The organism is Streptomyces sp. NPDC016677 (genome assembly GCF_055562815.1).
The window spans coordinates 148,629-174,364 of record NZ_JBVHEO010000015.1 but is presented as its reverse complement, the minus strand read 5'-3'; the positions used below and the strand labels follow the sequence as shown (position 1 = coordinate 174,364).

Here is a 25,736-nt window from a genome sequence, read left to right as displayed (position 1 = left end):
ACCGGGCGAGGACCGCGTCCACCTCGGGCGTCAGCGCCGCCGCCAGCCGGGTGGGCACCGGCAGCGTGTCGTCCCGCAGCGTCGCCGCGGCGGCCCGGACGACGGCCCGGGCGGACCGGTCGGGCACCCCCGCCGCCGCCCACTCGTACAGCTCCGCGCCCTCCTCCAGGACCAGACCGGTGTCGATGTCCGCCGGGATCTTGACGCGCGCGTGGTGGCGCCAGGTGGCCAGCGGGTCGCTCCACGCCTCCACCCGGTAGGTCCAGCGCCCCGGCGCGGTCGGCGTGACCTCGGCGCCCCAGCGGTCGGTGCCGGGAGCCAGTTCCCGCATCGGCGTCCACGGGCCGGGGCGGCCCTCGGGATCCTCCAGCACGACATTGGCGGCGACCGCGTCGTGTCCCTCCCGGAACACGGTGGCACTCACCTCGAACGTCTCACCCGCCACCGCCTTCGCCGGACGTCTGCCGCCCTCCACCACCGGGTGGACATCACGCACCGGAATACGCCCGATCCGAGGGGTCGTGCTCATCGGTTCTCACCTCCGCCGTTGCTGAAGCCGGGCCGGGGCCCGGACCGGGGTCACGCCGCGCCGGAGGGGACCGCGCTCCCCGCCGGGGCCCGCCGGTCCACGACCGGCGCCTTCCGTCCGGCCGCCCGGGGCCGCTCGTCCCGCTCCTGCGCATGGGTGACCAGGCCGGCCAGGTACCGTTCGGCGGCGTCCGCGGCCTCCCGCGCACAGCGCTTCCCCATCAGCACGCACAGGGTGTAACCGGCGTCCTCGAAGACCGCCCGCGCCGTCCGGTCGGCGGGGGAGGCGAGCATCATCCGTTCCCGGGCCCGGTAACGCCGCAGCTGCCGGTCGACCTCGGCTTTCGCAGGTAGCAGCATGGTGCCGTTCCCTTCCGGGACTCGATGGACGCGTCCCCGACCCTCGGGCGGCGACCGCGCGCGGGGCACGGTCGTCGTTACGGGCGATCGAGTTCTTCACACATGGTGCACGGCCAGCGACGCAGCGTCTTGTTGGATCTTCAACGACGGTCTCGTGTTGCACGAATGGACTACTGCTTCCACTCTGGAGTGACTCAGAAGCGATACGTGCTCACGCTTCGTGCTCGGGGCTCGTCCCGTCGGGACGAGAAGGAGCGGGAGCCTCGCGGTGAGGAGCCGACGACGATGAAGACCGCAGTGCCCTGCTACTACCACCTCGACGTGGAAGTCAGCCCGGAACGGGTCGGACAGGTCAGGCGCATCCTGGCCGCTCACCTCCGGTTCTGGAACCTGGAGAACCTCGTGGAACCCGTCTGCCGCGGCACCGAGATGCTGCTGCGGGCGATCGACGAGCACGCGAGCGACAAGAACACGTCGACCGAGCTGTGGTGGAACGGCCAGCACCTCATCACGGCCGTGGCCGGCAACGACCACGCCCTCCGCCCCGACCTCGACCTGCGCGCCTGCCTGGAGCACCTCGCCGCGACCAGCGACGGCTGGGGCTGCTGCGCCACCGACACCGGAGCCAAGGTCATCTGGTTCTCCCAGCGCGCCCGGGCCGGCGAACGCGTCCCGCTGGTCGCGACCGCGCCGAAGCCCATCACCCAGGAGGGCCTGGAGGTCCCGCGCGAGATCCTGCCGGTCGCCCGGCTGGCCGCGCCGGGTGCCGCGGGCGGCAACGGTGTCCTGGAGGAGGCCCGGTGACCGCGGTACGGCCGGACTGGAAGGGGGCGCCCGTCTGGAGCGGGCACCCCTACCCGCTGGGCGCCGTCTTCGACGGACAGGGCACCAACTTCGCCCTGTTCAGCGAGGTCGCCGAACGCGTCGACCTGGTCCTCGTCGACGAGGACGGCACCCACCACGGCGTTCCCCTGCCCGAGGTCGACGGCTTCGTCTGGCACTGCTACCTGCCCGGCGTCGGACCCGGGCAGCGTTACGGCTACCGCGTGCACGGGCCCTGGGCCCCGGCCGTGGGCCACCGCTGCAACCCGGCGAAGCTGCTCCTTGACCCGTACGCCCGCGCGGTGGACGGCCAGGTCGACGACCACCCCTCCCTGCTGGAGCGGGGAGGGGGCCGCCCCGACCCCGCCGACAGCGCCGGGCACACCATGCTCGGCGTGGTCACCGACCCGTTCTTCGACTGGGGCGACGACCGCCCGCCGAGGCGGCCCTACGCCGACACCGTCATCTACGAGGCCCATGTCAAGGGCCTCACCCGCACCCACCCCGACGTCCCCCCGGAGCTGCGCGGCACCTACGCGGGCCTCGCGCACCCGGCGGTCGTGGACCACCTCACCTCGCTCGGGGTGACGGCGGTGGAGCTGATGCCGGTGCACCAGTTCGTGCACGACGGCGTCCTCCAGGCCCGCGGCCTGTCGAACTACTGGGGCTACAACACCATCGGCTTCTTCGCGCCCCACAACGGCTACGCCGCCCACGGCACCCTCGGCCAGCAGGTCACCGAGTTCAAGGCGATGGTCAAGACCCTGCACGAGGCGGGCCTCGAAGTCGTCCTCGACGTGGTCTACAACCACACCGCCGAGGGCAACGAGCACGGGCCCACCCTCTCCTTCCGGGGTATCGACAACGCCTCGTACTACCGCCTGGTGGACGGCGACTGGCAGCACTACTACGACACCACCGGCACCGGCAACAGCCTGCTGATGCGCCATCCCTACGTCCTGCAGCTGATCATGGACTCGCTGCGGTACTGGGTGACCGAGATGCACGTCGACGGGTTCCGCTTCGACCTCGCGGCCACCCTGGCCCGGCAGTTCCACGAGGTGGACCGGCTCTCGGCGTTCTTCGACCTGATCCAGCAGGACCCGGTGATCAGCCGCGTCAAGCTGATCGCCGAGCCCTGGGACGTCGGCGAGGGCGGCTACCAGGTGGGCAACTTCCCACCGCTGTGGTCGGAGTGGAACGGTTTGTACCGCGACGCCGTACGGGACTTCTGGCGCGGCGAGGACCACACGCTGGGCGAGTTCGCGTCCCGGCTGACCGGCTCCTCCGACCTGTACCAGCACAGCCGGCGCCGCCCCCGCGCCAGCGTCAACTTCGTCACCGCGCACGACGGGTTCACCCTGCGCGACCTCGTGTCGTACAACGACAAGCACAACGAGGCCAACGGCGAGGACAACGCGGACGGCGAGAGCCACAACCGGTCCTGGAACTGCGGCGCCGAGGGCCCGACGAAGGACCCGGCCGTCCGGGAACTGCGCGCCCGCCAGCAGCGCAACTTCCTGGCCACCCTGATGCTGTCGCAGGGCATCCCGATGCTCTGCCACGGCGACGAACTGGGCCGCACCCAGCGCGGCAACAACAACGCCTACTGCCAGGACAACGAGATCTCCTGGGTCGACTGGCGGCTGACCGAGGAGCAGCGCGGCCTGCTGGACTTCGCCCGGCAGGTCATCGGCCTGCGCGCCGCCCACCCGGTGCTGCGCCGGCGCCGCTACTTCCGCGGCGACACCGTCACCCACGCCGGGCAGCCGCTGCCCGACCTGGTCTGGCTCAGACCCGACGGCAAGGAGATGACCGACGACGACTGGCAGCGGCCCGACGCGCACGCCGTCGGGGTCTTCCTCAACGGCGACGCCATCGCCGAGCCCGATCCCTGCGGCCGGCCCGTCACCGACGACTCCTTCGTGCTGCTGCTCAACAGCCACTGGGAACCGACGGCCTTCCGGCTGCCGGACGCCGCCTACGGCGAACGCTGGACGACGCTGATCGACACCGCGGCCGCCGCCGGACCGGGGGGTGTCCCCGACGAGGCGGAGCACAAGGCCGGCACCCGGCTCACCGTGGAACCGCGCAGCCTGGTGCTGCTCTCCCGGCCGTCCCGCACCGGCCGGGAGCGGGCATGAGGTCAGCGCTCGCGGCGCACGGTCACCGTGAACTGCGCGCCGTCCGGGTCGCGGAGCACGGCCTCGTCCTCGCCCTCGACGAGCACGCTGCCGCCGTGCAACTGCGCGGCCCGGACACAGGCCGCGACGTCGGCGGTGAAGAAGTGCACCTGCCAGTGCGGCCGGACGGCCGGGTCGGGCGCCGCCTCCAGGGCGCCCGACTCGATCCGCGCCACGACGTCCCCGGCGCTGCGCAGCACCACCTCGCCGCCCTCGTAGCCGACCTCGCAGGCGCCGGGCTTCCCGGTCGCCCAGTCCAGGACCTCGCCGTAGAAGATCGCTGCGTCGAACGCGTCGCGGGTGTGCAGCCGGATGAAGGCCGGCTGGGCGCGGCGCCAGGTCTCCCAGTCGGTGAACAGCTCACCCTCCCAGACCCCGAAGGCGGCCCCGTCCCGGTCGGCCAGCAGCGCAGCCCGGCCCGGCGGGAAGGAGATCGGACCCACCGCCGCGGTCCCGCCGCGCTCCTGCACCCGCCCGGCCGCCTGGTCGGCGCTGACCACCGCGAAGTACGGCAGCCAGGCCACGGCCATCTGCCACATCCCGGCGACCGCGGCGATCCCGGCGGCCGGCGCGCCGTCCGCGAGCGCGATCCGGAAGCGGTCGCCGAGCCGGGCCGGTCTCCACTGCCAGCCCAGCACCGCGGAGTAGAACTCCTCGGTGGCCTTGAGATCACGGCTGGTGAGACTCACCCAGCAGGGGGCCCCGTACACGGAGTGCGTGGAAACCACGTTCCTCGCGCCGGTGGGGGAGGTCATGTCGTCGTTCATGGCAGTCGCGTCCTGGTCTCGTCCACCGGCAGCCACCGGTTCCCGACCAGTGTCCGGCCTCGGCCGTCCGTTGCGCCCGCCGAGTACCCCTACGAGACCAGCGAAACGACGCCGGTTGACCCCGGACGGCCCAGTGGCGGGGAGAGTGACCAGTGGTGACGATGGATGCGTCTCAGCGACCGGAGGTGACCATGTCCACGGACGGGGGCCCGGACCAGATAGTCGAGCTGCAGGAACAGGTCCGGCAGCTCAAGGAGGCGGTCGTCTCGCACGCCGTGGTCGACCAGGCGATCGGGATGGTCGTCGTCCTCGGCCGGGTGACGCCCGACGAGGGCTGGCTGGTGCTCAAGGAGGTCTCCCAGCACACCAACATCAAACTGCGCAACGTGGCGGAGCTGATCCTGGTCTGGGGCCGCACCGGCGCGATGCCGCGGGAGATCAGGGCGGCGCTGGAGGACGCCCTGGACCGCCACGGCCCGACCCAGATACCGGGCACCGGGCCCCCTTAGGGCGGCGTCAGCCGGTCTCGGCGAGTATCTCCTCACGGAGCCGGGCGAAGCAGGTGCTGAGCAGCCGCGACACGTGCATCTGGGAGATGCCGAGCTGCTGCGCTATGCAGCTCTGCGTCATGCCGCGGAAGAACCGCAGGTAGAGAATGGTGCGCTCGCGTTCCGGCAGGGCCATCAGACAGGGCTGGACGGCCACCCGGTCCACCACGACGTCGAACGCGGGGTCGAGGCCGCCGATCGCGTCACCGAGGGCGTACCCGTCGGTGCCGGGCATCTCCGCCTCCAGCGACAGCGCGGTGAAGCACTCCAGCGCCTCCATGCCGGTGCGCACCTCGTCCGCGGTCAGGTGCGCGTAGGCGGCGATCTCCTCGACCGTGGGGGCACGCCCCGGCGTCGTCTGCGCCAGCTCCTTGGCGGCGCGGCGCACCCGGTTGCGCAGGTCCTGGACCCGCCGCGGTACGTGCAGGGTCCACATGTGGTCCCGGAAGTGCCGCTTGATCTCGCCGGTCACGGTGGGCACGGCGTACGCCTCGAACGCGTGGCCGCGGGCGGGGTCGTAGTGGTCAACGGCCTTGACCAGGCCGAGGGCGGCCACCTGGTAGAGGTCCTCCAGGGACTCGCCGCGGCCCCGGAAGCGGACCGCGATCCGCTCGGCCATCGGCAGCCAGACCTGGATCAGCTCGTCCCGCAGGGCCTTGCGCTCCGGCCCCGGCGGCAGCTCCGCGAGCCGCGCGAAGGCCGTGCCGGTGTCGGGGGCGTCGTCGTGCGGGTGCGGTGTGGTTCGGCCGGCGATACGCATCATGCGCACCTCCCTCGGCAGGGGGGCTCTGGGTGATCGGACACCGGGAGGAGGGAGGCGGGGCGCGGACCGCGCCGGAGCACGTCGGGCCCGGGCGCACCGGCTCCCGCAGACGTGCCTCCGGTTCGAAGCACTCCCAAGGCATTCCCCGCCACACCTTTTCCGAAACAAATACCCATATCAGGTGATTTTACGGTCACCCTGGCGATCGGGCAGGTTCTGGCGGCCTCCAAGGTGGTTAGCTTCGCTAAAGATTGGGGGGTGAACGTGATGTGCGGCACGCTCGGGCCGGCCGTCGCGCCGGCGCGGCCGCCGTTGTCGCTGGGCAGCGCTTGATCGTGAGCAAATGGGGCGAACTCCCTGGCCACAGCGCATTCCGCTCATTTGACAGTGCACTGAGCACACAGATAGGAAGCAGCTCCAAGAGGTCGAGAGGGTGCAGCGTGTACGAGCCGAACGTGGTCGGGGACTGGCAGGAGTACGACGAACACCCCGGGCTGCGAGTCCGCGTCCACCGCGTCGAGCCGGGCGAACCGCCGCGCGGCCGGGACGACGCCGCCGACGGGCTCACCTACTTCCGGCTCCGCGTGACCGTGGAGAACCGGAGCGAACGGCGGTTCTGCGTCCACCTGGAGGACGGCCAGATCGACGTGCGGCTCGGCCCCGACGGCGAGGGCGCCTTCATCGACTGGCGCAACTCCCAGTTCGTGGAGGGCTTCGACGTCTATCCGCTGCGCCGGGTCACCGCCGTCGTCCACGCGGCCGGCGCGGAGGCCGACCTGGGGCGGGTGGACGTGCAGGTGCAGCTGCGGGTCGACGACGAGTGGACCGGCCGGCGGCTGTGGACCGGCGGCGTCGGCCTCGGGGAGGGCGCCGGCGGTGCGTGCCCGTCCGCGGGACGCGAGGAACTGGAGCGGCAGGTGAGCGCGTTCCTGCGCGGGCAGACGCGGGGTCAGGCGGAGGAGGGCACCGCCTGACCCGTCACCGGGAGGCCCGCGCGGGCCGCAGGGCCGGTGGGGCCGGCGGGGTCAGTGGGCGATCCCGTCGATGATCTCCCGGGCGCCCTGGCGCAGCAGGGCCACGGCGACCGAGGTGCCCAGGGTGGCCGGGTCCAGCCGGCCCGCCCATTCGTGGGCGTTCAGCCGGGTCTTGCCGTCCGGGGTGAACACGCAGGCCCGCAGGGAGAGTTCACCGCCGCCGTCCACCCGCGCGTACCCGGCGATCGGGCTGTTGCAGTGTCCCTGGAGCACGTGCAGGAACATCCGCTCGGCGGTGGCCTCCCGGTGGGTGTCCGGGTGGCCGAGGCCGCTGACCGCGTCGATCAGCCGGGTGTCGTCCTGGCGGCACTGCAGCGCCAGGACGCCCGCGCCGATCGGCGGCATCATCGTCTCGGGGGAGAGGACGTCGCTGATCACGTCGGTGCGGCCGATGCGCTCCAGGCCGGAGACGGCGAGCAGCAGCGCGTCCGCGTCGCCGGCGGCCAGCTTCGCCAGCCGCCGGTTGGCGTTGCCGCGCATCGGCACGCACGTCAGACGCGGGTGGGTGGCGGCCAGTTGGGCGACGCGGCGCACCGACGAGGTACCGATCCGGGTGCCGGCCGGCAGCTCGTCCAGGGTGAGCCCGCCCGGGTGGACCAGGGCGTCCCGGATGTCGTCGCGCGCGAGGAACGCGGCGAACACCGTGCCGGCCGGCAGCGGCCGGTCGGCGGGCACGTCCTTGACGCAGTGCACGGCGAGATCGGCCTCGCCCGCCAGCAGCGCGGCGTCGACCTCCTTGGTGAAGGCGCCCTTGCCCTCGACCTCCGACAGATCGCCGAGCCACTTGTCGCCGGTGGTCCGCACCGGCACCACCTCGGTGCGCACGCCGGGGTGAAGGGCCGCCAACTCGCGCTGCACGCGCGCCACTTGGGCGAGCGCCATCGGTGAGTCACGGGAGACGACGCGGATCAGTTCGGGCACGGACATGCGGCCACGATAGTGCCTGGCGCGGGCGCCGGGCGGCCGTACGGGACCGGCCGGGCGCGGCGCGGCCGGGCCGGAGACGGCCGCCCCCGGCCCGGTACCGGCCCGGCCGGAGGCGGCCGAACAGGATCAGGCGTAGGGGTCGAAGGTGATGCCGGAGGGCTTCGCCGAGGCCAGGTGCGAGGCGAAACTCGCGTCCTTCAGGCCGAACGTGGCGCTGCCGAAGTCGTACGCGCTCAGCTTCTCGCGCACGCCCGACGGGTAGCCGTTCCAGCCGACCAGCGCCGGGTACTGCCAGGTGCCCTTGTGGTTCTCCGGCGGCTCGTCGTTCGCGGTGCCCAGCCGGAAGCAGTGCGTGCTGATGCCGTCCTTGTGGTAGACGACCTTGGCGTGGGTGCCCTCGAAGCGGACGGCCGAGCGCGCGTGCACGGTGAACGCGCCGTGGTTGGAGGTCGACACGTACTCCACGGTGCCGCTGCGCACCCACACCACGACGTGCTCCCAGTCGTGCCGGTGGCCACCGATGCTGCTGCCCGCGAGGGCCTGGTCCTTCTCGAAGTACAGGCCGTACATGTACGCGCACCAGTCGCCGTCGCACTTGGCGCGCGCGTAACCGTTGGTGTTGTCCAGGTCGGAGGCGTCCCGGCAGTTGCCGTTGAGGGCGCCGGTCGGACTGAGGCCGCCGTTGACCGTGCCGTCGGCGCTGATGGCCGGGGTGGGGTAGCAGCCGTCCGTGTCGTAGTCGAAGGCGGGCTGGTAGGCGGCCTCAGCCGCGTCGGCGCCTGCGGGGAGCGCCGGGGGCGGGGCGGCGAAGGCGGTGGCGGGGAAGGCGACGACCAGGGCGATGGCTCCGGCGGCCGTGGTCAGCCATCTGCGGCGGCGGGTGCGGGACATGCTCGACGACACTGCGTCCTCCTCTTGGGCGCAGCCCAACGGCTGTGGGGGGAAAGGGAGTTCAGAGTGCCGTCGTTCCCCGTCCGTGCCAAGAGGCGCAGGCGTCCCGGTGGTGAAGAGCGGCCCAACAGTCGGGCCGGTGTCACACCAGGTCGTCGGGGACGTCGGCGGCCGACTCCTCCGGGGCCAGGTCGGGCCGCAGCCGCAGCCAGGACGGCTGGCGGAGCATCCCCTCCCGGGTGCGGGTGCTGAAGCGGACCTCGCCCACCAGCCGGGGCACCACCCAGCGGGCCTCCGGCACCGCCGGTACGGGATCGAAGGGGCAGGCGTCGCAGGCGCCGGCCCGCAGCAGCCGGGCCAGTTCCGCGCGCTCGGCCTCGCTCCAGCCGGTGCCCACCCCGCCCACGTAGCGCAGGCGTCCGGCGGCGCGCTGGCCGACCAGGACCGCGCCGGGCAGCCCGGCCAGCCGGCCCTTGCCGGGCAGCCAGCCGCCGATCACCACGTCCTCGCTGCGCATGTTGCGGATCTTGATCCAGGCCCGGGAGCGCACGCCGGGCTCGTACCGCGAGTCCAGCCGCTTGCACACCAGTCCCTCCAGGCCGTGCTCGCGGGTGGCCCGGAGCGCCTGCTCGCCGTGGCCGACCAGGGCCGCCGGAGTCGACCAGGACGGCCCGGCGAGACCGAGCCCCTCCAGTTCCCCGCGCCGCCGCGCGTACGGCAGGGACACCAGCGGGCGGCTGCCCAGGTGGAGTACGTCGAAGAGCACCAGGTGGACGGGGACCTCGGCCGCGCGCTGTGCCGCCCGGACCGGCGCGTGGGCCAGGCCCATCCGGGACTGGAGCAGCTGGAAGTCGGCGCGGCCCTCGGCGTCCAGCGCCAGGACCTCGCCGTCCAGCACGGCGGGGGTGGTGCCGAGCGCGGTGCCCAGGGGCCGCAGTTCGGGGTAGGCGGCGGTGATCTCCAGACCGGAACGGGCGCGCAGCAGCACACTGCCGTCGCCGGGCAGGTAGACCACCACCCGCTGGCCGTCCTGCTTCGTCTCGTACGCCCAGCGCGCGTCCTGCGCCGCGGGCGGCAGGGTGCCGGGCGTGGCCAGCATGGGAGGGATCAGCGGCAGCTCCACGGGGTCCACGGGGAAGGTGTCGACGCCATCGGCCGCCGCCACGCGCGGTGCCGCCCAGGTTCGCCTGAACGGCGCCGCGCCCGGCGGGCGCACGGACGGCGCCCGCCCCGCACCGCCGCTGACCGTAGCGGGGGCGGGACGGGCGCCGGGCCGGTGGGGTGTCAGCGGGCGAGGCGGATCTTGGTGATGGTGTCCTGGGCGGCGCCGGCGCCCGACTTGTCGACCACGTAGGCGGTGCCGTCGGCGATCTCCACGTGGTTGGGGTTGGCGCCGGTGGCGACGGTCTCCACGACGGTGCCGGACTTCACGTCGACCCGGGTGACGTCGGCGTCGGTGCGGTTGACCACCAGGACGTCGCCGGAGCGCTCGTCGGTGGCCACCGACAGGGCGCCCGCGCCGGTCGCCACGGACTTGGTGACGACACCCTTCTTGAGGTCGATCACGGAGACGGTGCCCGCGGTCTGGTCGGCGGTGTAGGCGGTCTTGCCGTTCTTCGACAGGGCGACGGAGATCGCGCCGTCGCCGGCCGGGACGAAGGCCGGCGTGGTGGAGCCGCGCTTGACCGCGATCAGCCGGTCGTTGGTCATGTCGGCGGCGTAGACCGTGCCGGTCTTCTCGTCGACGGCGAGCCCGGCCGGGCCGGCGCCCTCGACGGTGACCCGCTCCTTCTCCTTCAGGGACTCGCTGTCGAAGGCGACCAGGGTGCCGTCGCTGTAGGCGCTGGCCCAGACGGTGTTGTGCTTCTCGTCGACGACGATCTCGCGGGCGTGGTTCACGTTCGGCAGGGAGGCGAGGTGCTCGCCGGTGCGCTGGCTGTAGACGGACACCGTGTTGTTGCGGGTGTTGGTCGTCCACACGGTGTTGTGCTCGTCGTCCACGGCGACGCCGTAGACGGCCTCGACGGCGCCGGTGGCGGTGTCGGTGACCGGCGGGGTGATGTCCGACTTGACCTCGAAGGTCTCCGGGTCGACCGCGAGCAGGTGGGACTGGGTGACCGGCGGGCGGCCGACGGCGGTGGTGACCCACAGCACGTCGTTGCGCTCGGAGTAGGCCGACTGGTACTGGCCGGTGCCGAGCTTGGCCGTGGTGACGGTGGAGCCGGTCCGCGCCGCCGAGGCGGTGCCGGCCAGGGTGAGGACGCTGCCGGCGGCGACCGCCACGGCGACGGCCGAGGCGACCGCGGTACGGCGGTGGGTGCGGGTGAAGGACATGGTGGGGTAACTCCCTCGGTAGGGGATCGATACGGGGGAAAGTGGCTTGGGAGGGCCCGGTGTCAGGCGCCGGCCGCGGGCCGCTCGGTGCGGCGGCGCACGACCGCCAGCGTGGTCGCGGCGGCGCCCGCCGCCCCGCCGGCCGCGGCGGCCGCCGCCGACCAGGCGACGGTCGCGTAGGAGACGGGGGAGCCGGAAGCGGCCACCAGGTTGCCGGCGGTGGTCCCGGGCGCGGCGGTGGAGGAGGTGCCGGTGCCCGGACCGGCGGCCGCCGCGGCGGCGTTCACGGTGAACTCCACCTTCAGCGAGGTCGGCGGGTCGGGGGCGAGGAAGCGCAGCCAGTGGCCGCCGGCGGAGGTGTCCGCGGGGACGGTCACGGCACCCTCGTAGGTGCCGTTCCCGTCGGTCTTCCACTGGCCGAGGATGGCCTCGTCGTCGAGTTTGACGGTCACCTGCTTCCCGGCCGGGAACTTGGTCACCGTGAAGTGCAGCGTGCCGCCGGGCTGCACCTCGCTGGCGGTGATCTCGGCCTTGGCGCCGGCGTCGTTGGTGGCGCCGGCCGGTGCGCCCGAGGCCGCCGGGACGGGGGTCGCGGAGCTGCCCGAGGAGGAGCCTGCGGAGGCGGCGGTGGTGGAGCCGGACGTCACCGTGAAGTCGGCGCGCAGGCTGGTGGGCGGGTCGGGGGCGAGGAACCGCAGCCAGTGGGCGCCCTTCGCGGCGTCCGGGGGGACGGTCACACCGCCGGAGTACGACCCGTCGGAACCGACGGTCCACTGGCCGAGGATCTCGCTGTCGTCCAGTTTCACGGTCAGCTGCCGTCCCGCCGGGAAGCCGGTCACCCGGAAGGAGACCTTGCCGCCCGCGGCCACCCGGGAGCCCGCGGTGATGGTGGCGGAGGTGCCGGAGGAACTGCTCACCGACCCCGAGGTGCCGCCGCTCGCGGCGCCGCCGGAGCCGACCGAGCCGCTGCCGCCGGTGGAGCCGCCGCCGGAGCCGCCGCCGGAGCCGCCCGAGCCGCCGGACGAGGACGAGGACGAGGACGACGTGACGGTGAGGTCCGCCTTCAGGCTGGTCGCCGGTTCGGGCGCCAGGAACCGCAGCCAGTGCGCCCCCGCGGCGGTCGAGCCGGGGACGGTCACCGTGCCGGAGAAGGTCCCGTCGGCCTTCACCGCGCCGGTCCACCGGCCGAGGATCTCGCTGTCGTCCAGTTTCACCGTGACGTTCTGGCCCTTGACGAACCCGGAGAGGGAGAAGGACACCTTGCCGCCCGCGGCGACCTTGCTGCCGCTGGTCAGTTTCACCTTCGGGTCGGCGACCGGTGTGGTGCTCCTCGTGGGGGCCGGCGTCGGCGTGGGGGAGGCGGTGGCCGCCGCGGTGACGGTCAGGCTCTCGCTCTTGACGCTGGTCCCGGGCGCCAGGAAACGCAGCCAGTGGCCGCCGCCCGCGCTGGTGCCGGCCGGGATCGTCACCTTGTCCGAGACACTGCCGTCCTCGCCGATGGTGAACTGCTCCAGCAGCGTCGCGTCGTCGAGTTTGACGCTCAGCGTGCCGCCGGCCGGGAAGCCGGTGGCGGTGAACGCCACCTCGCCGCCGGCTTTCACCGTGGTCGTGCCCAGGGCGACCGCGGGCGCGGTCGAGTCCGCGGCCAGCGCCACCGTGTCGGTGACGCCCGTGCCGCCGGCACCGGCAGCGGCCAGTGGAACGGCGACCAGGGCGCCGAGGCCCAGCGTGGCCCCGGCGGTCAGGGCCACCATCCGGCCCAGCCGGGCACCGGTCGGTGAGGCGGATCTGTCAGAGGTCATGATGGCTGCTCCTGGCAGGCGAACGTCCCCGAAGGGACGCTTGGAGAGGAGGCACGTGTGGGGGCGGCGGACAGCCGGCGCGGGAAAGCGACGTGCGATCAAGTAAGGTAAGGCTAACCTAATATGGAGATCGTGAGCAGTCAAATGCAATCCGCACCCACCGTGTTCACCGGCCCGCCCGAAGCCACGGCGAACCGGCCGCCCCGCCTGCCCCGGCCGCACCCCGTCCCACGGCTCGCGGAGCCCGTCCGGGCGCTGCCGGGCCCGGACGGCGCGGAGGACTTCTGGGCGGAGGTCCGCCGCCTCGGCACACCGCTGGTGGGACCCGATCCCCAGGGCAGCTCCGAGCACCGGGCGGTGACGTTCCTGTGGCGCGGCACCCCGGCCACCCGCGCCGTCGAGGTGCTGCCCAACAAGCTGGGCGACCCGCGCGATCCCGAGGGCAACCTCATGGAGCACGTCCCCGGTACGGACGTATGGCACTGGACCCTGCGCCTGCGGCACGACTGGCGCGGCACGTACGACTTCCACGTCGACGAAGGGATCGAGGCCACCGGCCCCGACTACTGGCGCGCACTGCGGGCCGGTCCCCGGCCCGACCCCTTCAACGACCGCGCCCTGCCCCGCCGCTGGGGCGGCACGCCGGTGTCGTACGCCGAACTCCCGGCCGCTCCCGACGCGGCCGACTGGGCACCCCGGCCGGACGTCGCGCACGGCACCGTCACCGAACACCGGGTGCCCAGCGCCCGGCTGGGCGGACAGCGGCGGGTCTGGCTGTACGCGCCCCCGGCGCCCCCCGGCGGGCGGGCGCCGTCCGATGGGCTGCCGGTGCTGGTCCTGCTGGACGGCGAGCACTGGGGGCCCCGGCTCGGCCTCGCGCACCTGCTGGACAACCTGATCGCCGACGGACGGATCCCGCCGCTGGCCGCCGTACTGCCGGAGGCCGTGGACGAACCCACCCGCTGGGCCGAACTGAGCTGCCGGCCCGGATACGTCGCCCACCTCACGGACGAGCTGCTGCCGTGGGCGGCCGGGCGGCTGCCCGTCACCGCCGACCCGGCCCGGACCGTCGTCGCCGGGCAGAGCCTGGGCGGGCTCACCGCCGCCTACGCCGCCGTGGCCGCCCCGCACCGCTTCGGCAACGCCCTCGTCCAGTCGGGCTCGTTCTGGTGGCCCGTCGGAGAGCACGCCGAGTGGCTCACCCGGACCCTCGCGGGCGTGCCGCGGCTGCCGGTGCGCTTGTGGCTCTCCTTCGGAGAGCAGGAGTGGGTGGCCCTGCCCGCGGCCCGGCGGCTGCGCGACACCCTGCGGGAGCTGGGGTACCACGACTCCTCCTATCGGGAGTTCAACGGCGGTCACGACTACCTGTGCTGGCGCACGGAACTGGCCGACGGCCTCGTGGCGCTCCTGGGCCGCTGACCCGGGCAGCCGGGTCGGCGCCACCTCGGCGCCACCTCGGCGCCACCTCGGCGGCGTCGAGGGAGGCGTACAGGGAGGCGTCGGGCGGCGCGTCCGGCGCGGGGGCGCGCACGACCCACCCGGACGCGCCCCCGCCGCCCGGCCGGACGCACCGCTGTCGCCGCTCAACCCCGGTCCGCCTCCGCCTCCGCCACCCGGCGCAGGCACGCCGCGTGCGGGGCCGGACCGAAGCGGGCCGTCCACCCGGCCGGCACCGCGCGCCAGGCCGGCCACAGGGACCGCAGCCCGCCCGCGTTCTCCAAGACCAGATGGCTGCCGTGGCCGTCGCCGGACCCGGCGTCGAAGGGGCCGATGGCGTCGGGGGTCATGCGTCCAGCTCCTTCAGACGGGCGGTCAGGGCCGCCGCGATGTCGTCGAGGTACCGGTCCCGCATCAGCTGCGGATGGGTGCAGTCCAAATCGAGGTTGACGATCCGTCCGGTCACGTACGGCCGCCACGCCTCCCTGGTCAGCCAGTCCTCGGCACGCGGCGCGGCGGCGGTGAAGAACAGCACGTCACCGTCGTAGACCCGGTGTTCGTGCTCGCGCATCATGCGGGCGTGGTTGGGGACGATGTCGACGATCCGGGACAGGGTGCGGTCGGTGAGCCCGGCCAGCGGGCTGCCGGCCGCGCGCAGGGTGGCCAGCACGTCCTCGCGGGTGCGTTCGCCGGTGCGGTCGAAGCCCGCCATGCGCAGCACGGCGGTGAGCGCGTCGCCCTCCTCGGGCGCGGGCCGCTCCCGCCACTGCTCGGAGGGGAAGGCGTCGAGCAGCGCGAGGAGGTCGACCCGCTCGCCGGCCTCCTGGAGCAGGACGGCCACGGTGTGCGCGAGGACCCCGCCGACCGACCAGCCCACCAGGCGGTACGGGCCGTGCGGCTGGACGCGGCGGATCTGCGCCGCGTAGTCCTCCGCCTCCTCCTGGAGGGTGCGCGGCAGTTCCTCGTCCCCGGTCAGGCCGCGGGCCTGCAGCCCGTACACGGGCAGCCCGGGAAGCCGCGCGGTCAGGCCCGCGTAGCACCAGGCCAGCCCGCCCGCCGGGTGGATGCCGAACAGCGGGGTGCCCTCGCCCTCGGCGCGCAGCGGCAGGACGACGCCCAGGGCGTCGTCGGCGGCGGGCGCGGCGGCGTCCAGCCGGGCGGCCAGCGCGGCCGGCGTCGGCGCCTCGAACAGCGAGCCGATGGTCAGCTCGGCGCCGAACTCCTCCCGGACGCGCCCGACCAGACGGACGGCCAGCAGCGAGGTGCCGCCCAGGTCGAAGAACGCGTCGTCGGGACCGACCCCCCGGGCGTCCAGCACCTCGGCGAACAGGCCGGTCAGGGCCTCCTCGCGGGCGGAGGCGAAGGGCCGCGCGCCCGTGCCGCCGGCGAAGACCGGGGCGGGCAGCTCACGGCGGTCCAGCTTGCCGTTGGGGGAGAGCGGGAAGGCGTCCAGCGCCACCACGGCCGCCGGGACCATGTGCTCGGGCAGTTCCCGGGCCAGCGCCGCCCGGACCCGCACCGGGTCCGCGCCGCCGGTCACGTACCCCACGAGCCGGTCGTCGCGGACCAGCGCGCACGCCGCGTCCACGCCCGGCAGGGCCGCGAGCGCCGCCTCGATCTCGCCCAGTTCGATGCGCTGACCGCGCAGTTTGACCTGGTGGTCGGTGCGGCCCAGGTACTCGACCTCGCCGTCGGCCGTCCAGCGGGCCAGGTCGCCGGTGCGGTACATCCGGGTGCCCGCCGGCCCGAACGGGTCGGCGACGAACCGGGTCGCGTTCAGCTCGGGCCGGCCCAGATAGCCGTCGGCGAGCTGGGCGCCCGCCAGGTACAGCTCGCCCGGCACACCGGGCGGGCAGGGCTGGAGGGCGGCGTCCAGGACACGCAGGCGGGTGTTCCACACCGGGCGGCCGATCGGCACCGGACCGGAGTCCGCCGGGTCGCAGGCGTGGTACGTGACGTCGACGGCGGCCTCGGTCGGCCCGTACAGGTTGTGCAACTCCACGCCCGGCAGGGCGCGGGCGAAGGCGGACGCCGTCTCGCGGGGCAGCGCCTCGCCGCTGCAGAACACCCGGCGCAGCACCTCCCCGCACTCCGCGGCCTGCGGAGCGCCCAGGAACACCTGGAGCATCGACGGCACGAAATGGCAGGTGGTGACCGCGCGTTCGCGGATCAGCCGGGCCAGGTACACCGGGTCCTTGTGGCCGCCGGGCTCGGCGACCACCAGCGCCGCGCCCTCGCGCAGCGGCCAGAAGAACTCCCACACGGACACGTCGAACGACGACGGCGTCTTCTGCAGCACCCGGTCGGCCGGGGTCAGCCCGTACTCCGCCTGCATCCAGCGCAGCCGGTTGTCGATCGCCCGGTGCGGTACGACGACGCCCTTGGGGCGGCCGGTGGAACCGGAGGTGTAGATGACGTACGCCGGGTGCGCCGGGGTGAGCGCGCGGGCCGGGTCGGTCCACGCGTACCCGGACAGGTCGAGCCCGTCCAGCACCACCGCTTCGGTGCGGGTGCCCTCGGGGAGGCGGCCGGCGCGGTCGGTGATCGCGCACACCGGCTCCGCGTCGTCGAGCATGTACGCCAGCCGCTGCGCCGGGTAGTCCGGGTCCAGCGGCAGATAGGCGGCGCCCGCCTTCAGCACGGCCAGCAGCGACACGATCAGCTCCACCGAGCGCGGCACCGACACGGCCACCACCGTGCCCGGCCGGGCGCCGAGGGACTGGAGGTGGCGGGCCAGCCGGTTGGCGCGGGAGTTCAGCTCCGCGTAGGTGAGCGTGGTGTCCCGGAAGACCAGCGCGGTGGCGTCCGGGGTGCGCGCGGCCTGCGACTCGACGGGACCGATCAGGGTGGTCGGCGGCAGGGCGCGCTCGGTGCGGTTGAACTCGTCGACGACCAGCGCCCGTTCGGCCGGGGTTGCGATGGAGTGGACGGCGAGGGGGGCCTGCGGGTCGGCCCCGGCCAGCCGGTCCACCAGGTGCAGGAACCGCTCCTGGTGCGCGGCGAGGTCGGCGTCCTCGTACAGGGCGGGGTTGCCGTCGTGGTCGACGCGCAGCCCGCGGCCGTCGGCGCGGTCGTAGATGTTGACGGTGAGGTCGTCCACCGGGCCCGCGGACAGGTTGCGGGCGCGCGCGGGGGCGCCCGCGAAGTCCACGCCGTAGTCGAACGGCATCACGTTGACCAGCGGTCCCACCAGGCCCCGGCTCTCGCCGAGCAGGCCCAGGTCGCGGCGGATGTCCTCGTAGCGGTAGCGCTGGTGGCGGCGGATCTCGCGGATGCCGAGCACCACCTGCCGGACCAGTTCCGCGAAGGTGGCGTCCGGGGTGACGGTGAGCCTCAGCGGCAGCACGTTCATCACCATGCCGGGCACCCGCAGCGCCACCGACCCCATGCGGCCCATCATCGGCAGGCCGAGGACCACGTCGGTACGGGCGGTGGCGCGGGCGGTGTACAGGGCCTGCGCGGCGATCAGCACGTCCGGCCAGGTGGCGCGGAGCCGGGCGGCCAGGTCCTTCAGCCGCTCGGTGGTCTCCGGGGAGAGGTGAGCGGTACGGCGGTGGAACGTACGGGACGGCAGCGCGCCGCGCCCGGCCAGCCGGGGCGCCTCCGGGCGGTCCCCGAACGCCTGGGACCAGTGCGCCCGGTCGGCCTCGAAGGCGGCCGAGGACCGGTAGGCGGCGTCGTCCGCGACCAGGTCGGCCAGCAAGCCGAAGGAGCGCGGGGCGGGCTCCTCGCCGCGGGCCAGCGCCGAGTACACCTCGGCGGTGCGGCGCACCAGCAGCGAGTAGCCGTAGCCGTCCATGACGAGGTGGTGGATGCGCTGGTACCACAGCCACCGGTCCGCGCCGACCCGGAACAGGGCGTGCCGGAACAGCGGCCCCGTCGCCAGGTCGAACGGCTCGGCCAGGTCGGCGCGCATCCACGCCTGAGCCTCGGCCGGGGTGTCCGACTCCCGTACCGTCAGTGGCAGTCCGACGGACTCGGCGAGGAGCTGCCGGGGCCCCTCCGGGGTGTCCTCGACGCGGACCCGCAGCGCCTCGGCCTCCGCGGCCACCCGGCCGAGGGCGTCCGCGAACAGCGCGGGATCCAGCGGTCCGTCGATCTCCAGGCACTCGGCGGTGTTCTGCGCGGGGCTCAGCGGATCGAGGGCCTGCGCGTACCACATGCCCGACTGGGCGGCCGTCAGCGGCAGTACGGCCGGCGCGCTCACCGCTGTGAGGGTGGTCATGCCACCCCCAGCAGCGCGGCCCACGCCTCGATGGCGGGCTGTTCGGCGAGATCGGCGAAGTCGGCGGTCACGGCGTGCTCGCGGCGCCAGCGCTCCAGGAGCGTCATGATGCGGACCGAGTCCAGGCCGTGGTCGACGAGGTTCTCGTCGAGGGGTATGTCCGCCACGTCCTCGCCGAGACAGTCGGCGACGTCGGTACGGATCTGTTCGACGGTGAGCGCCATGCCTCAGACCTCCTGGAGCAGTGTGTCGGTGGTGGTCACGACCGCGCAGCGGCCGGCCGCGTAGCGCAGCGCCATGTCGTGGTCGGCGCGGGAGAAGTCGGCCACGGCGTCGGCGACGACGAACGCCTGGATGTCGCGCTGCCAGGCGTCGGCGGCGGTCATCAGCACGCCGATGTGCGCGTACACCCCGACGACGACGATCTGGTCGCGGTTCTTCTCCCGCATCAGGTCCGCCAGTCCGGTGCGGACGAACGCGCTGTACTTCCACTTGGTCAGCACCGTGTCCCCGTCCTGCGGGGCCACGGCGTCCGGCGTGGCCAGTTTCGCCGGGTCGTCGGCGACGCCGGGGCCCCAGAAGTCGAGCTGGAGACCGCGCTGCTCGGGGGTCTGGCCGCCGCGCTGGGCGGAGTAGACGACCGGCACACCGAGGCGCCGGTACTCCTTGAGCAGGCGGGCCGTGTTGCCGAGCATGCCGGTCAGCGGCTGCTCGCCGGCCGGGAACGCGCCGAGGAAGTGCTGTTGCAGGTCGTGCACGAGCAGGACGGCACGCGCCGGGTCCACGGTCCACGACACCCGGTTGGCCGGCAGCTCGTCCGGTGCCGGGAGCGGATAGGGGGCGATGGCGGGAAGTGCCATGGGGGAGTCCTCTCGGATGCGGTCAGGACTGTTCGGCGGCGGACCGCAGATGCTTCTTGCTGATCTTGCCGACGCCGGTCTGGGGGAAGGCGTCGACGAACTCGACGAGGTCGGGGACCTTGTAGGCGGCGATGCCGCGCTCACGGACGAACCGCTTGACGGCCACCGGCTTCAGCGGTTCGGCGTCCTCGCGCAGGATCACGTAGGCGAGGGAGCGCTCGCCGAGGTACTCGTCGGGTACCGCGACCACGGACACGTCGTGGACGGCGGGGTGGGCGAGGATGATGTTCTCGACCTCTTCGGGGGCGATCTTCTCGCCGCCCCGGTTGATCTGGTCCTTGGCCCGGCCCACGACGACGAGGTGGCCGCTGGGCAGCCGGCGGACGAGGTCGCCGGTGCGGTAGAAGCCGTCCTCGGTGAAGGAGCGGCGGTTGTGGTCGGGGGCGCGCCAGTAGCCGCGGATGGTGTACGGGCCGCGGGTCAGCAGGTGTCCGGGCTCGCCCTCGGGGACGTCGTTGTCCTCGTCGTCGACGACCCGGATCTCGTCGTCGGGGGAGATGGGCCGGCCCTGGGTGGTGACGACGGTCTCGGTGTCGTCGTCCAGCCGGGTGTAGTTGACCAGTCCCTCCGCCATGCCGAACACCTGCATCAGCCGGCAGCCGAGCGCGGGTTCCAGACGGCGGGCGGCCTGCTCGCTGTACTTGGCGCCGCCGACCAGGGCCAGCTCCAGGCTGGACAGGTCGTGCTCGGCGGCGGGAGCGGCGTCGGTCCACACCAGCGCCAGTGGCGGCACCAGCGCCGTCATGGTGATCCGCTCGGCCGCGATCAGCGGGAACGCGGTGGCCGGGTCGGGTTTCGGGGACAGCACCACCGTGCCGCCCGCGTACAGCACGCCGAGCCAGCCCGGCGAACTCATCGGGAAGTTGTGCGCGGCGGGCAGCACCACCAGGAACCGGGTGGCGTCGTCCACTCCGCAGATCTCGTTGGAACCCCACAGCGAGTACATGTAGTCGTCGTGGGTGCGCGGGATCAGTTTGTTCAGACCCGTCGTCCCGCCGGAGAGCTGGAGGAACGCCAGCTCGTGCGGCTCGGGCCCGTCGAACGGGCCGGACGGCTCGCACGGCACCTCGCTCAGCGCGGTGTGCTCACCGGGGTCGCCGGCCACGAACACGTGCTTCAGGCTCGGCACCCGCTTCAGCATCGCCGAGGCCAGCTCCCGGTGGTCGAAGCCGGCGTGCCGGTCCGGGACGACGTAGGCGACCGCCTCGGTGAAGGAGCAGAAGTGGACGATCTCCGTCTCGCGGTGCGCGGGCAGCGCGTAGACCGGCAGCGCGCCGATCCGGAAGAGCCCGAAGACCACCTCGACGAACTCGCCGATGTTGGGCAGCTGGACGACCACCCGGTCGCCCTTGCGGATGCCGCGCGCCAGGAAGCCGGCGGCCATCCGGTCGGCCCGCTCGTCCAGCTCCCGGTAGGTCCAGGTACGGCGCTCGGGGGCCGGGTCGACCAGTGCGGTCCGGTCGGGGTGGGCGGCGGCGCGCTCGCGCAGCACGCCGCCGAAGGTCTCGCCGCGCCAGTAGCCGGCGGCGCGGTAGCGCTCGGCGAACTCGGCGGGCCAGGTGGGGGAGTCCACACCGGGGGTGAGGGTCACAGCGAAGCTCCAACGGCGTGCAGGAACGTACGGAACTTGGCGGCGGTCTCCGCCGTCTCGGCCTCCGGCGTGGACGCCGCCACGACACCGGCGCCGGCGAACAGCCTGAGGGTCCTGCCCTCGGCCTCGGCGCAGCGGATCGTCACGACCCACTCGCCGTCGCCGTCGGCGTCCTGCCAGCCGACCATGCCGGTGTAGGCCCCGCGGTCGAAGGGCTCCGACTCGGCGATGACCTGCCGGGCCAGCTCGGTGGGCGTGCCGCACACCGCCGGGGTGGGGTGCAGCGCGGAGGCCAGGTCCAGGGCGGTGGTGGCCCCGGGGTCGGCCAGCTCGCCGGTGACGGTGGTCGACAGGTGCCACATGGCGGCGGTCCGCACCAGCGTGGGCCGCTCGGGCACCTGAAGGGTGGTGCAGAACGGCGCCAGCGCCTCCCGTACGGCGGCCACCACGACGGCGTGCTCGTGCAGGTCCTTCTCGGACTCCAGCAGCGCGACCGCGCGCCGCACGTCCTCGGCGAGGTCCTCGCTGCGCGGCGCCGACCCGGCGAGGGGGTTGGCGGTGAGCGAGCCGCCCTGCCGGGAGACCAGCAGTTCGGGGCTGGCGCCGATCAGGGTGCGGCCGGGGCCGCTGGGCACCGCGAAGGTGTAGCCGGCCGGGTCGCGGCGGGCGAGCCGGCGCAGCATGGCCGGCAGGTCGGGCTCGCGGCCGGAGGTCAACTCCAGGCTGCGGGCGAGGACGACCTTGTCGAACTCGCCGGCCCGCATCCGCGCCACCGCCGCGGCGACCGCCTCGCCGTACCGCTCGGGGGAGGGGACCTCCTCGACCCGCCAGTGAGGCCGGTCCTCGTCGTGCGGGACGGCCAGCGCGACCAGCGGGTCCTCGCGCAGCGGCGGCGCCCAGTGCACCATGTCCGGCACCGCCAGCGCGGACGGGCCGTCGGGGGCGAAGGGCAGGGTGCCGACGACGACCGGCGCCGCAGCTCCCGGGCGGCGCAGTCCGTCGAGCACCTCGCGCACCCGCACGGCCGGGGGCCGGGCGTCGTCGGGTATCACGGCGGCGGTGCCGCGGCCCAGCAGCGTCCGGTGCGGGGTGGCCAGGAAGCGGTCGGTGGCCGGGCGGTACGCGTCGAGCAGGGAGGTCGCCGCGCCCGGGGAGACGGGCGCGGCGGCGGTGGGTTCGTGCAGGGAAACGGACATGACAGTCTCCTGTGGGGGACTCCGGGACTCCGTGAGGACTCCGGTGGGGGACTCCGTCGGGGGCGGGCCGGGCCGGGGTGGGGCTCAGGCCCGCAGGGTCGCGCCGCCGTCGACGTACAGGTCGTGCATCGTGATGTGGCGGGCCCGGTCGGAGGCGAGGAAGACGACGGCGTCGGCGATGTCGGAGGGGTCGGCGATCCGGCCGAGCGGGATGCCCGTGCGGTAGGACGCCAGGTCCCCCTCGATGACGCGCCGCGCCGAGGCCTCTTCCTCGCCCTCGGTCCACAGCGCGCGCTGCATGTCGGTCATGGTCGAGCCGGGTGAGACCGTGTTGCAGCGCACCCCCTGCCGGGCGACCTCCAGGCCCAGGCACTTGGTGAACATCACCGCGGCGGCCTTGGAGGCGGCGTACGCGGCGAAGTTCGCGCGGGGGATGCCGCCCGCGTTGGAGGCGACGGTGACGATGCTGCCCCGGCCGCGTCCGGTCATGCGGCGGGCGACGGCGCGCGAGACGTGGAACACGCCGGTGGTGTTGACCGCGAAGTGCGCCGCCCAGTCCTCGTCGGTGAGTTCGGTGACGGGCGCGTCGCGCAGGATGCCGGCCACGTTCACGGCGATGTCCAGCGGCCCGATCTGGGACTCGGCCGCGTCCACCAGCGTGTCGACGGCGGCGGCGTCGGTGACGTCGAGCCGCCGGGGGGTGACCCGCTCGCCCAGCTTGCCGGCGAGCGCCTCCACGTCGCCGGGTCCGAGGTCGGTGGCGACGACCCGGGCGCCCTCCGCGACCAGCGCCTCGACCACCGCCGCGCCGATGCCCCGGCCCGCTCCCGTCACGAGGGCGAGCCGGCCGTCCAGTGCGCCGCTCACGAGGCCAGCGCCTTCGTCAGGTCGTCCAGGACGATCCGCGCGGCGAGCGGACCGCCGGCGCTGTTCCAGGCGGAGCCCTGGACCACGACGACGTGGCCCGCCTTCTCGGCCTTCAGCTTCGAGAAGTTGGGGACCTTCTTGGCCTCGGCGTACGCCTTCTCGCCGTCGGCCTTGTCGCCGAGGGTGCCGAAGACCAGCCAGTCGCCGTCGATGGTGGAGAGCTTCTCCAGGCTGACCGGCTCGCTGTGGCCGCTGCCCACGCCCTGCTGGTCCTCGGGCCGCTCCAGCCCCAGGTCGGTGAGGGTGGAGCCGACGTGGCCGACGCCGCGGCCGACCGCCGAGGGGGCGCTGTTCTGCCAGCGGATCACGCTGACCACCGCGCCCGCGTTGTCGCCCAGCTTCTTCTTGGTGGCGGCCAGGTCCGTGTCGAAGTCGCTGATGATCTTCTCGGCCTCCGACGCCTTGTTGAGGGCGTCGGCGGTGGCGGTGAAGGCCTTCTTCCAGTCCTCGTTGAGCTTGGCGGTGACCACCGTCGGGGCGATCGACTCCAGCTTGGAGACCTGGGTCTTCACGGCGGTCGTCTCGTCGAGCAGGATCAGGTCGGGCTGGAGCGCGGCGACCTTCTCCATGTCGGCCTCGGCGACCGTGGCGACGACCTCGGTCCCGCCGGCCTTGTCGGCCAGGTAGGTGGAGACGCCCTGCTGCCCGCGGCCCGCGGTGGCGCCGACCGGCTCGACGCCGAGCGCCAGGGCGGCGTCCAGGGTGGGCTCGCTCAGCGTGACGACCTTCTTGGGGTCGGCGGGCACGTCGACCTCGCGGCCCGTGGCGTCGGTGACCTGACGGGTGCTCGGCTCCTTGCCGCCGGCGGTGTCGCTGCCGCCGTCGTCGCCCCCGCAGCCGGTCAGGAGGACCGCTCCGGCCAGGACCGCGGCGGCGGACGTCGTTACGGTTCTGCGGGTGGAACGTGCACGGGACATGGAAGAAGGACTCCTCGGTCGTGGGTGGGTTGGCGGGAATTGGCGGGAAAGGGGTCTCGGGGTCAGCGGGCGCCCAGCAGCCGGACCAGGCCGTCGGCCAGCGCGCCGTGCCAGCAGGCGTAGTCGTGGCCGCCGTTGTACGTGCCGAGGGTGACCGGACAGCCGGCGGCGCTCAGGGCGTCGTACAGGGCGCGGCTGTGGTCGACCATGGCGCCCTCGTGCAGTCCGACGTCCAGACGGACCGTCACGGGGCGCGGCGGCGCGGACTCGCAGCGGGCGACGAGCCAGGGGTCGCCGGACACGAGGGGTTTGGGACCGGCCGGCGACGGCAGTCCGGGCCGCCACCACAGGGAGGCGGACTGGGCGAGGACGTTGCCGAACCGGTCGGGCCGCAGGAACCCGGCGTACAGGGCGGTCATGCCGCCCAGGCTCTGCCCGGCGACCACGGTCCGCCGCGGGTCCGTGGTGAGCGGCCAGCGGCCGGCCGCCCAGGGCAGCAACTCGTCGGCCAGGAAGGCGACGAACGGCTCCCGGGCGCCGAGGTCGCGCCAGCGGGTCCGGCGGTCCACGGCGTCCGGCGCGACCACGACCAGCGGCGGCAGCGCCCCGTCGGCGATCATCGCGTCGAGGGTGTCGCCGAAGCCCAGCCGGCCGAACCACATGTCGCCGTCGCACACCACGGCCACCGGCAGCGGCGTCCCGGCGTGGCGGTCGAGCCCCGGCGGCAGGTACACCCAGGTGTCCCGGTCGCCGACCGGCTCCGCGGCCGTCACCCGGTGGCGTTCGACGCGGCCGGCCGGGACCGTGCCCCGGCGTCCGGTCCACGGCTGGGCCGGGGCATCGGGCAGGGCGAAGACCGAGCCGTCGGCCGGCTGCCACCGGGTCGCCACCCGGCGGGGGTTGAGCGGGTCGGCGGCGGCGTGCGCGGACAGCGACCGCAGCCGCTGCTGGAGGCCGGCCGGGTCGGTCGGGGGCTCCCGCAGCGAGATGTCGGCGGCCAGCCGGTAGGAGCCGCGGTGGTCGGCGCGCAGCCGCAGGCCCAGGTGCCACACGTCCGTCCCCGGCACCCGCTCCAGGAGCGAACCGGCGAGGTGGTCGCGGTCGGTGATGCGGTTGCCCTGGAACAGCACCTGCCGGGTGGCGCGGTGACCGCGCCACAGGAAGGTGACCGCGCGGTGGCCGGGCCGGCCGTCCAGCTCCTCGATCAGCGGAGTGCCGAAACGTTCCACCTCTGCCCAGAACTCGGCGGCCAGCGCCGCGCGTCGCACGGCGTCGGCACCCTCCGCCTCCGCCAGGAGGCGCGCGACGTGCGGACCGGTGACGCGGACCGGACGGACGTCCGGGGAGGCATCACTCGGGGCGGAACTGGGCAGGCTGGTCATCGGTGTTCTCCGTGGACCGCGGTCAGGGGCGTACAGGGGACGGCCGGTTTCTGCCGACGAGATCGTCAACAGCCTCGGTAAGGGTAGCCTAAGCTAACCACATGTTCATTGGAATGTGTGCACTGCACCGGCCGAAAACGGTGCCCGACTCCCGGTGCCGCCGCGCCCGTACGGCGGCCGCC

General features: G+C 73.9%; 23 protein-coding genes. 5 read left to right on the top strand and 18 right to left on the bottom strand.

Going from position 1 to position 25,736, the window contains the following annotated elements; genetic code table 11:
- The coding region (locus tag ACZ3IG_RS29895) for a maltotransferase domain-containing protein (protein WP_467435942.1) at positions 1-529 on the bottom strand (529 nt) is incomplete at its 3' end.
- 50 nt (positions 530-579) lie between these two features.
- On the bottom strand, positions 580-888 hold the full coding sequence (locus tag ACZ3IG_RS29890) for a DUF5133 domain-containing protein (protein WP_215167565.1): 309 nt from the start codon (positions 886-888) through the stop codon (positions 580-582).
- A 285-nt stretch (positions 889-1,173) separates the two neighbouring features.
- Between ACZ3IG_RS29890 and ACZ3IG_RS29885 the strand changes: the two genes are divergently transcribed.
- Complete coding sequence (locus ACZ3IG_RS29885) at positions 1,174-1,692, top strand: pep a2 (protein ID WP_467435941.1); 519 nt, start codon at positions 1,174-1,176, stop codon at positions 1,690-1,692.
- The gene (gene glgX, locus ACZ3IG_RS29880; RefSeq protein ID WP_467435940.1) at positions 1,689-3,854 is read left to right on the top strand and encodes a glycogen debranching protein GlgX; all 2,166 of its coding nucleotides are present in this window, start codon (positions 1,689-1,691) and stop codon (positions 3,852-3,854) included. The genes ACZ3IG_RS29885 and glgX overlap by 4 nt, the downstream gene beginning before the upstream one ends.
- 2 nt (positions 3,855-3,856) lie before the next feature.
- On the opposite strand, the gene ACZ3IG_RS29875 is transcribed toward glgX, so the two are convergent.
- Complete coding sequence (locus tag ACZ3IG_RS29875; RefSeq protein ID WP_467435938.1) at positions 3,857-4,660, bottom strand: VOC family protein; 804 nt, start codon at positions 4,658-4,660, stop codon at positions 3,857-3,859.
- 191 nt (positions 4,661-4,851) lie between these two features.
- Between ACZ3IG_RS29875 and ACZ3IG_RS29870 the strand changes: the two genes are divergently transcribed.
- Positions 4,852-5,169: an ANTAR domain-containing protein gene (locus ACZ3IG_RS29870; RefSeq protein ID WP_215167569.1), complete on the top strand. Its 318-nt coding sequence runs from the start codon at positions 4,852-4,854 to the stop codon at positions 5,167-5,169.
- A gap of 7 nt (positions 5,170-5,176) precedes the next feature.
- Here ACZ3IG_RS29870 and ACZ3IG_RS29865 read toward each other — a convergent pair whose 3' ends face one another.
- Entirely contained in the window at positions 5,177-5,968 is a 792-nt protein-coding gene (locus ACZ3IG_RS29865; RefSeq protein ID WP_467435956.1) for an RNA polymerase sigma factor SigF, read from the bottom strand.
- A 443-nt stretch (positions 5,969-6,411) separates the two neighbouring features.
- On the opposite strand from ACZ3IG_RS29865, the gene ACZ3IG_RS29860 reads away from it, so the two are divergent.
- Positions 6,412-6,945: a hypothetical protein gene (locus ACZ3IG_RS29860; protein WP_467435937.1), complete on the top strand. Its 534-nt coding sequence runs from the start codon at positions 6,412-6,414 to the stop codon at positions 6,943-6,945.
- 51 nt (positions 6,946-6,996) lie between these two features.
- Here the strand turns inward: ACZ3IG_RS29860 and hemC are convergent, their stop codons facing one another.
- The 5 genes from hemC to ACZ3IG_RS29835 form a co-directional block, all read right to left on the bottom strand.
- Complete coding sequence (gene hemC / locus ACZ3IG_RS29855) at positions 6,997-7,932, bottom strand: hydroxymethylbilane synthase (RefSeq protein ID WP_467435936.1); 936 nt, start codon at positions 7,930-7,932, stop codon at positions 6,997-6,999.
- 126 nt (positions 7,933-8,058) lie between these two features.
- Complete coding sequence (locus ACZ3IG_RS29850; protein WP_467435935.1) at positions 8,059-8,835, bottom strand: NPP1 family protein; 777 nt, start codon at positions 8,833-8,835, stop codon at positions 8,059-8,061.
- Positions 8,836-8,965: 130 nt separating this feature from the next.
- The gene (locus ACZ3IG_RS29845; RefSeq protein ID WP_467435954.1) at positions 8,966-9,946 is read right to left on the bottom strand and encodes an ATP-dependent DNA ligase; all 981 of its coding nucleotides are present in this window, start codon (positions 9,944-9,946) and stop codon (positions 8,966-8,968) included.
- 161 nt (positions 9,947-10,107) lie between these two features.
- Positions 10,108-11,157: a YncE family protein gene (locus ACZ3IG_RS29840; RefSeq protein WP_467435934.1), complete on the bottom strand. Its 1,050-nt coding sequence runs from the start codon at positions 11,155-11,157 to the stop codon at positions 10,108-10,110.
- 62 nt (positions 11,158-11,219) lie between these two features.
- Positions 11,220-12,959: a hypothetical protein gene (locus tag ACZ3IG_RS29835; RefSeq protein ID WP_467435932.1), complete on the bottom strand. Its 1,740-nt coding sequence runs from the start codon at positions 12,957-12,959 to the stop codon at positions 11,220-11,222.
- A gap of 144 nt (positions 12,960-13,103) precedes the next feature.
- Here ACZ3IG_RS29835 and fes (ACZ3IG_RS29830) point away from each other — a divergent pair, with 144 nt between their 5' ends.
- Positions 13,104-14,378: an enterochelin esterase gene (gene fes, locus ACZ3IG_RS29830; RefSeq protein WP_467435931.1), complete on the top strand. Its 1,275-nt coding sequence runs from the start codon at positions 13,104-13,106 to the stop codon at positions 14,376-14,378.
- Positions 14,379-14,542: 164 nt separating this feature from the next.
- Here the strand turns inward: fes (ACZ3IG_RS29830) and ACZ3IG_RS29825 are convergent, their stop codons facing one another.
- The 9 genes from ACZ3IG_RS29825 to fes (ACZ3IG_RS29785) all read right to left on the bottom strand — a co-directional run bounded on the left by ACZ3IG_RS29825 (position 14,543) and on the right by fes (ACZ3IG_RS29785) (position 25,554).
- Positions 14,543-14,746 (bottom strand): MbtH family NRPS accessory protein, encoded by a 204-nt coding sequence (locus tag ACZ3IG_RS29825; protein ID WP_467435930.1) that lies wholly within the window; start codon positions 14,744-14,746, stop codon positions 14,543-14,545.
- Complete coding sequence (locus ACZ3IG_RS29820; protein WP_467435929.1) at positions 14,743-18,621, bottom strand: amino acid adenylation domain-containing protein; 3,879 nt, start codon at positions 18,619-18,621, stop codon at positions 14,743-14,745. Before ACZ3IG_RS29820 ends, ACZ3IG_RS29825 begins: the two co-directional genes overlap by 4 nt.
- The gene (locus tag ACZ3IG_RS29815; RefSeq protein WP_467435928.1) at positions 18,618-18,845 is read right to left on the bottom strand and encodes a phosphopantetheine-binding protein; all 228 of its coding nucleotides are present in this window, start codon (positions 18,843-18,845) and stop codon (positions 18,618-18,620) included. The genes ACZ3IG_RS29820 and ACZ3IG_RS29815 overlap by 4 nt, the downstream gene beginning before the upstream one ends.
- Positions 18,846-18,848: 3 nt before the next feature.
- Positions 18,849-19,481: an isochorismatase family protein gene (locus ACZ3IG_RS29810; RefSeq protein WP_467435927.1), complete on the bottom strand. Its 633-nt coding sequence runs from the start codon at positions 19,479-19,481 to the stop codon at positions 18,849-18,851.
- 22 nt (positions 19,482-19,503) lie between these two features.
- On the bottom strand, positions 19,504-21,132 hold the full coding sequence (locus ACZ3IG_RS29805) for a (2,3-dihydroxybenzoyl)adenylate synthase (RefSeq protein ID WP_467435926.1): 1,629 nt from the start codon (positions 21,130-21,132) through the stop codon (positions 19,504-19,506).
- Positions 21,129-22,328: an isochorismate synthase gene (locus ACZ3IG_RS29800; RefSeq protein WP_467435925.1), complete on the bottom strand. Its 1,200-nt coding sequence runs from the start codon at positions 22,326-22,328 to the stop codon at positions 21,129-21,131. Before ACZ3IG_RS29800 ends, ACZ3IG_RS29805 begins: the two co-directional genes overlap by 4 nt.
- An 84-nt stretch (positions 22,329-22,412) precedes the next feature.
- The gene (locus tag ACZ3IG_RS29795) at positions 22,413-23,195 is read right to left on the bottom strand and encodes a 2,3-dihydro-2,3-dihydroxybenzoate dehydrogenase (protein WP_467435923.1); all 783 of its coding nucleotides are present in this window, start codon (positions 23,193-23,195) and stop codon (positions 22,413-22,415) included.
- Positions 23,192-24,172 (bottom strand): ABC transporter substrate-binding protein, encoded by a 981-nt coding sequence (locus tag ACZ3IG_RS29790; RefSeq protein ID WP_467435922.1) that lies wholly within the window; start codon positions 24,170-24,172, stop codon positions 23,192-23,194. Before ACZ3IG_RS29790 ends, ACZ3IG_RS29795 begins: the two co-directional genes overlap by 4 nt.
- A gap of 62 nt (positions 24,173-24,234) precedes the next feature.
- On the bottom strand, positions 24,235-25,554 hold the full coding sequence (gene fes, locus ACZ3IG_RS29785) for an enterochelin esterase (RefSeq protein ID WP_467435920.1): 1,320 nt from the start codon (positions 25,552-25,554) through the stop codon (positions 24,235-24,237).
- Between the last annotated feature and the right edge of the window lie 182 nt (positions 25,555-25,736).

Bases quoted from the DNA above. Each gene is read 5' to 3' on its own strand.
- ACZ3IG_RS29810 (WP_467435927.1), bottom strand. From the start codon at position 19,481: ATGGCACTTCCCGCCATCGCCCCCTATCCGCTCCCGGCACCGGACGAG.
- ACZ3IG_RS29825 (WP_467435930.1), bottom strand. From the start codon at position 14,746: ATGACCCCCGACGCCATCGGCCCCTTCGACGCCGGGTCCGGCGACGGC.
- ACZ3IG_RS29800 (WP_467435925.1), bottom strand. From the start codon at position 22,328: ATGTCCGTTTCCCTGCACGAACCCACCGCCGCCGCGCCCGTCTCCCCG.
- ACZ3IG_RS29875 (WP_467435938.1), bottom strand. From the start codon at position 4,660: ATGAACGACGACATGACCTCCCCCACCGGCGCGAGGAACGTGGTTTCC.
- ACZ3IG_RS29820 (WP_467435929.1), bottom strand. From the start codon at position 18,621: ATGACCACCCTCACAGCGGTGAGCGCGCCGGCCGTACTGCCGCTGACG.
- ACZ3IG_RS29840 (WP_467435934.1), bottom strand. From the start codon at position 11,157: ATGTCCTTCACCCGCACCCACCGCCGTACCGCGGTCGCCTCGGCCGTC.
- ACZ3IG_RS29815 (WP_467435928.1), bottom strand. From the start codon at position 18,845: ATGGCGCTCACCGTCGAACAGATCCGTACCGACGTCGCCGACTGTCTC.
- ACZ3IG_RS29885 (WP_467435941.1), top strand. From the start codon at position 1,174: ATGAAGACCGCAGTGCCCTGCTACTACCACCTCGACGTGGAAGTCAGC.
- ACZ3IG_RS29865 (WP_467435956.1), bottom strand. From the start codon at position 5,968: ATGCGTATCGCCGGCCGAACCACACCGCACCCGCACGACGACGCCCCC.
- ACZ3IG_RS29870 (WP_215167569.1), top strand. From the start codon at position 4,852: ATGTCCACGGACGGGGGCCCGGACCAGATAGTCGAGCTGCAGGAACAG.
- ACZ3IG_RS29835 (WP_467435932.1), bottom strand. From the start codon at position 12,959: ATGACCTCTGACAGATCCGCCTCACCGACCGGTGCCCGGCTGGGCCGG.
- fes (WP_467435920.1), bottom strand. From the start codon at position 25,554: ATGACCAGCCTGCCCAGTTCCGCCCCGAGTGATGCCTCCCCGGACGTC.
- hemC (WP_467435936.1), bottom strand. From the start codon at position 7,932: ATGTCCGTGCCCGAACTGATCCGCGTCGTCTCCCGTGACTCACCGATG.
- fes (WP_467435931.1), top strand. From the start codon at position 13,104: ATGCAATCCGCACCCACCGTGTTCACCGGCCCGCCCGAAGCCACGGCG.
- ACZ3IG_RS29890 (WP_215167565.1), bottom strand. From the start codon at position 888: ATGCTGCTACCTGCGAAAGCCGAGGTCGACCGGCAGCTGCGGCGTTAC.
- ACZ3IG_RS29790 (WP_467435922.1), bottom strand. From the start codon at position 24,172: ATGTCCCGTGCACGTTCCACCCGCAGAACCGTAACGACGTCCGCCGCC.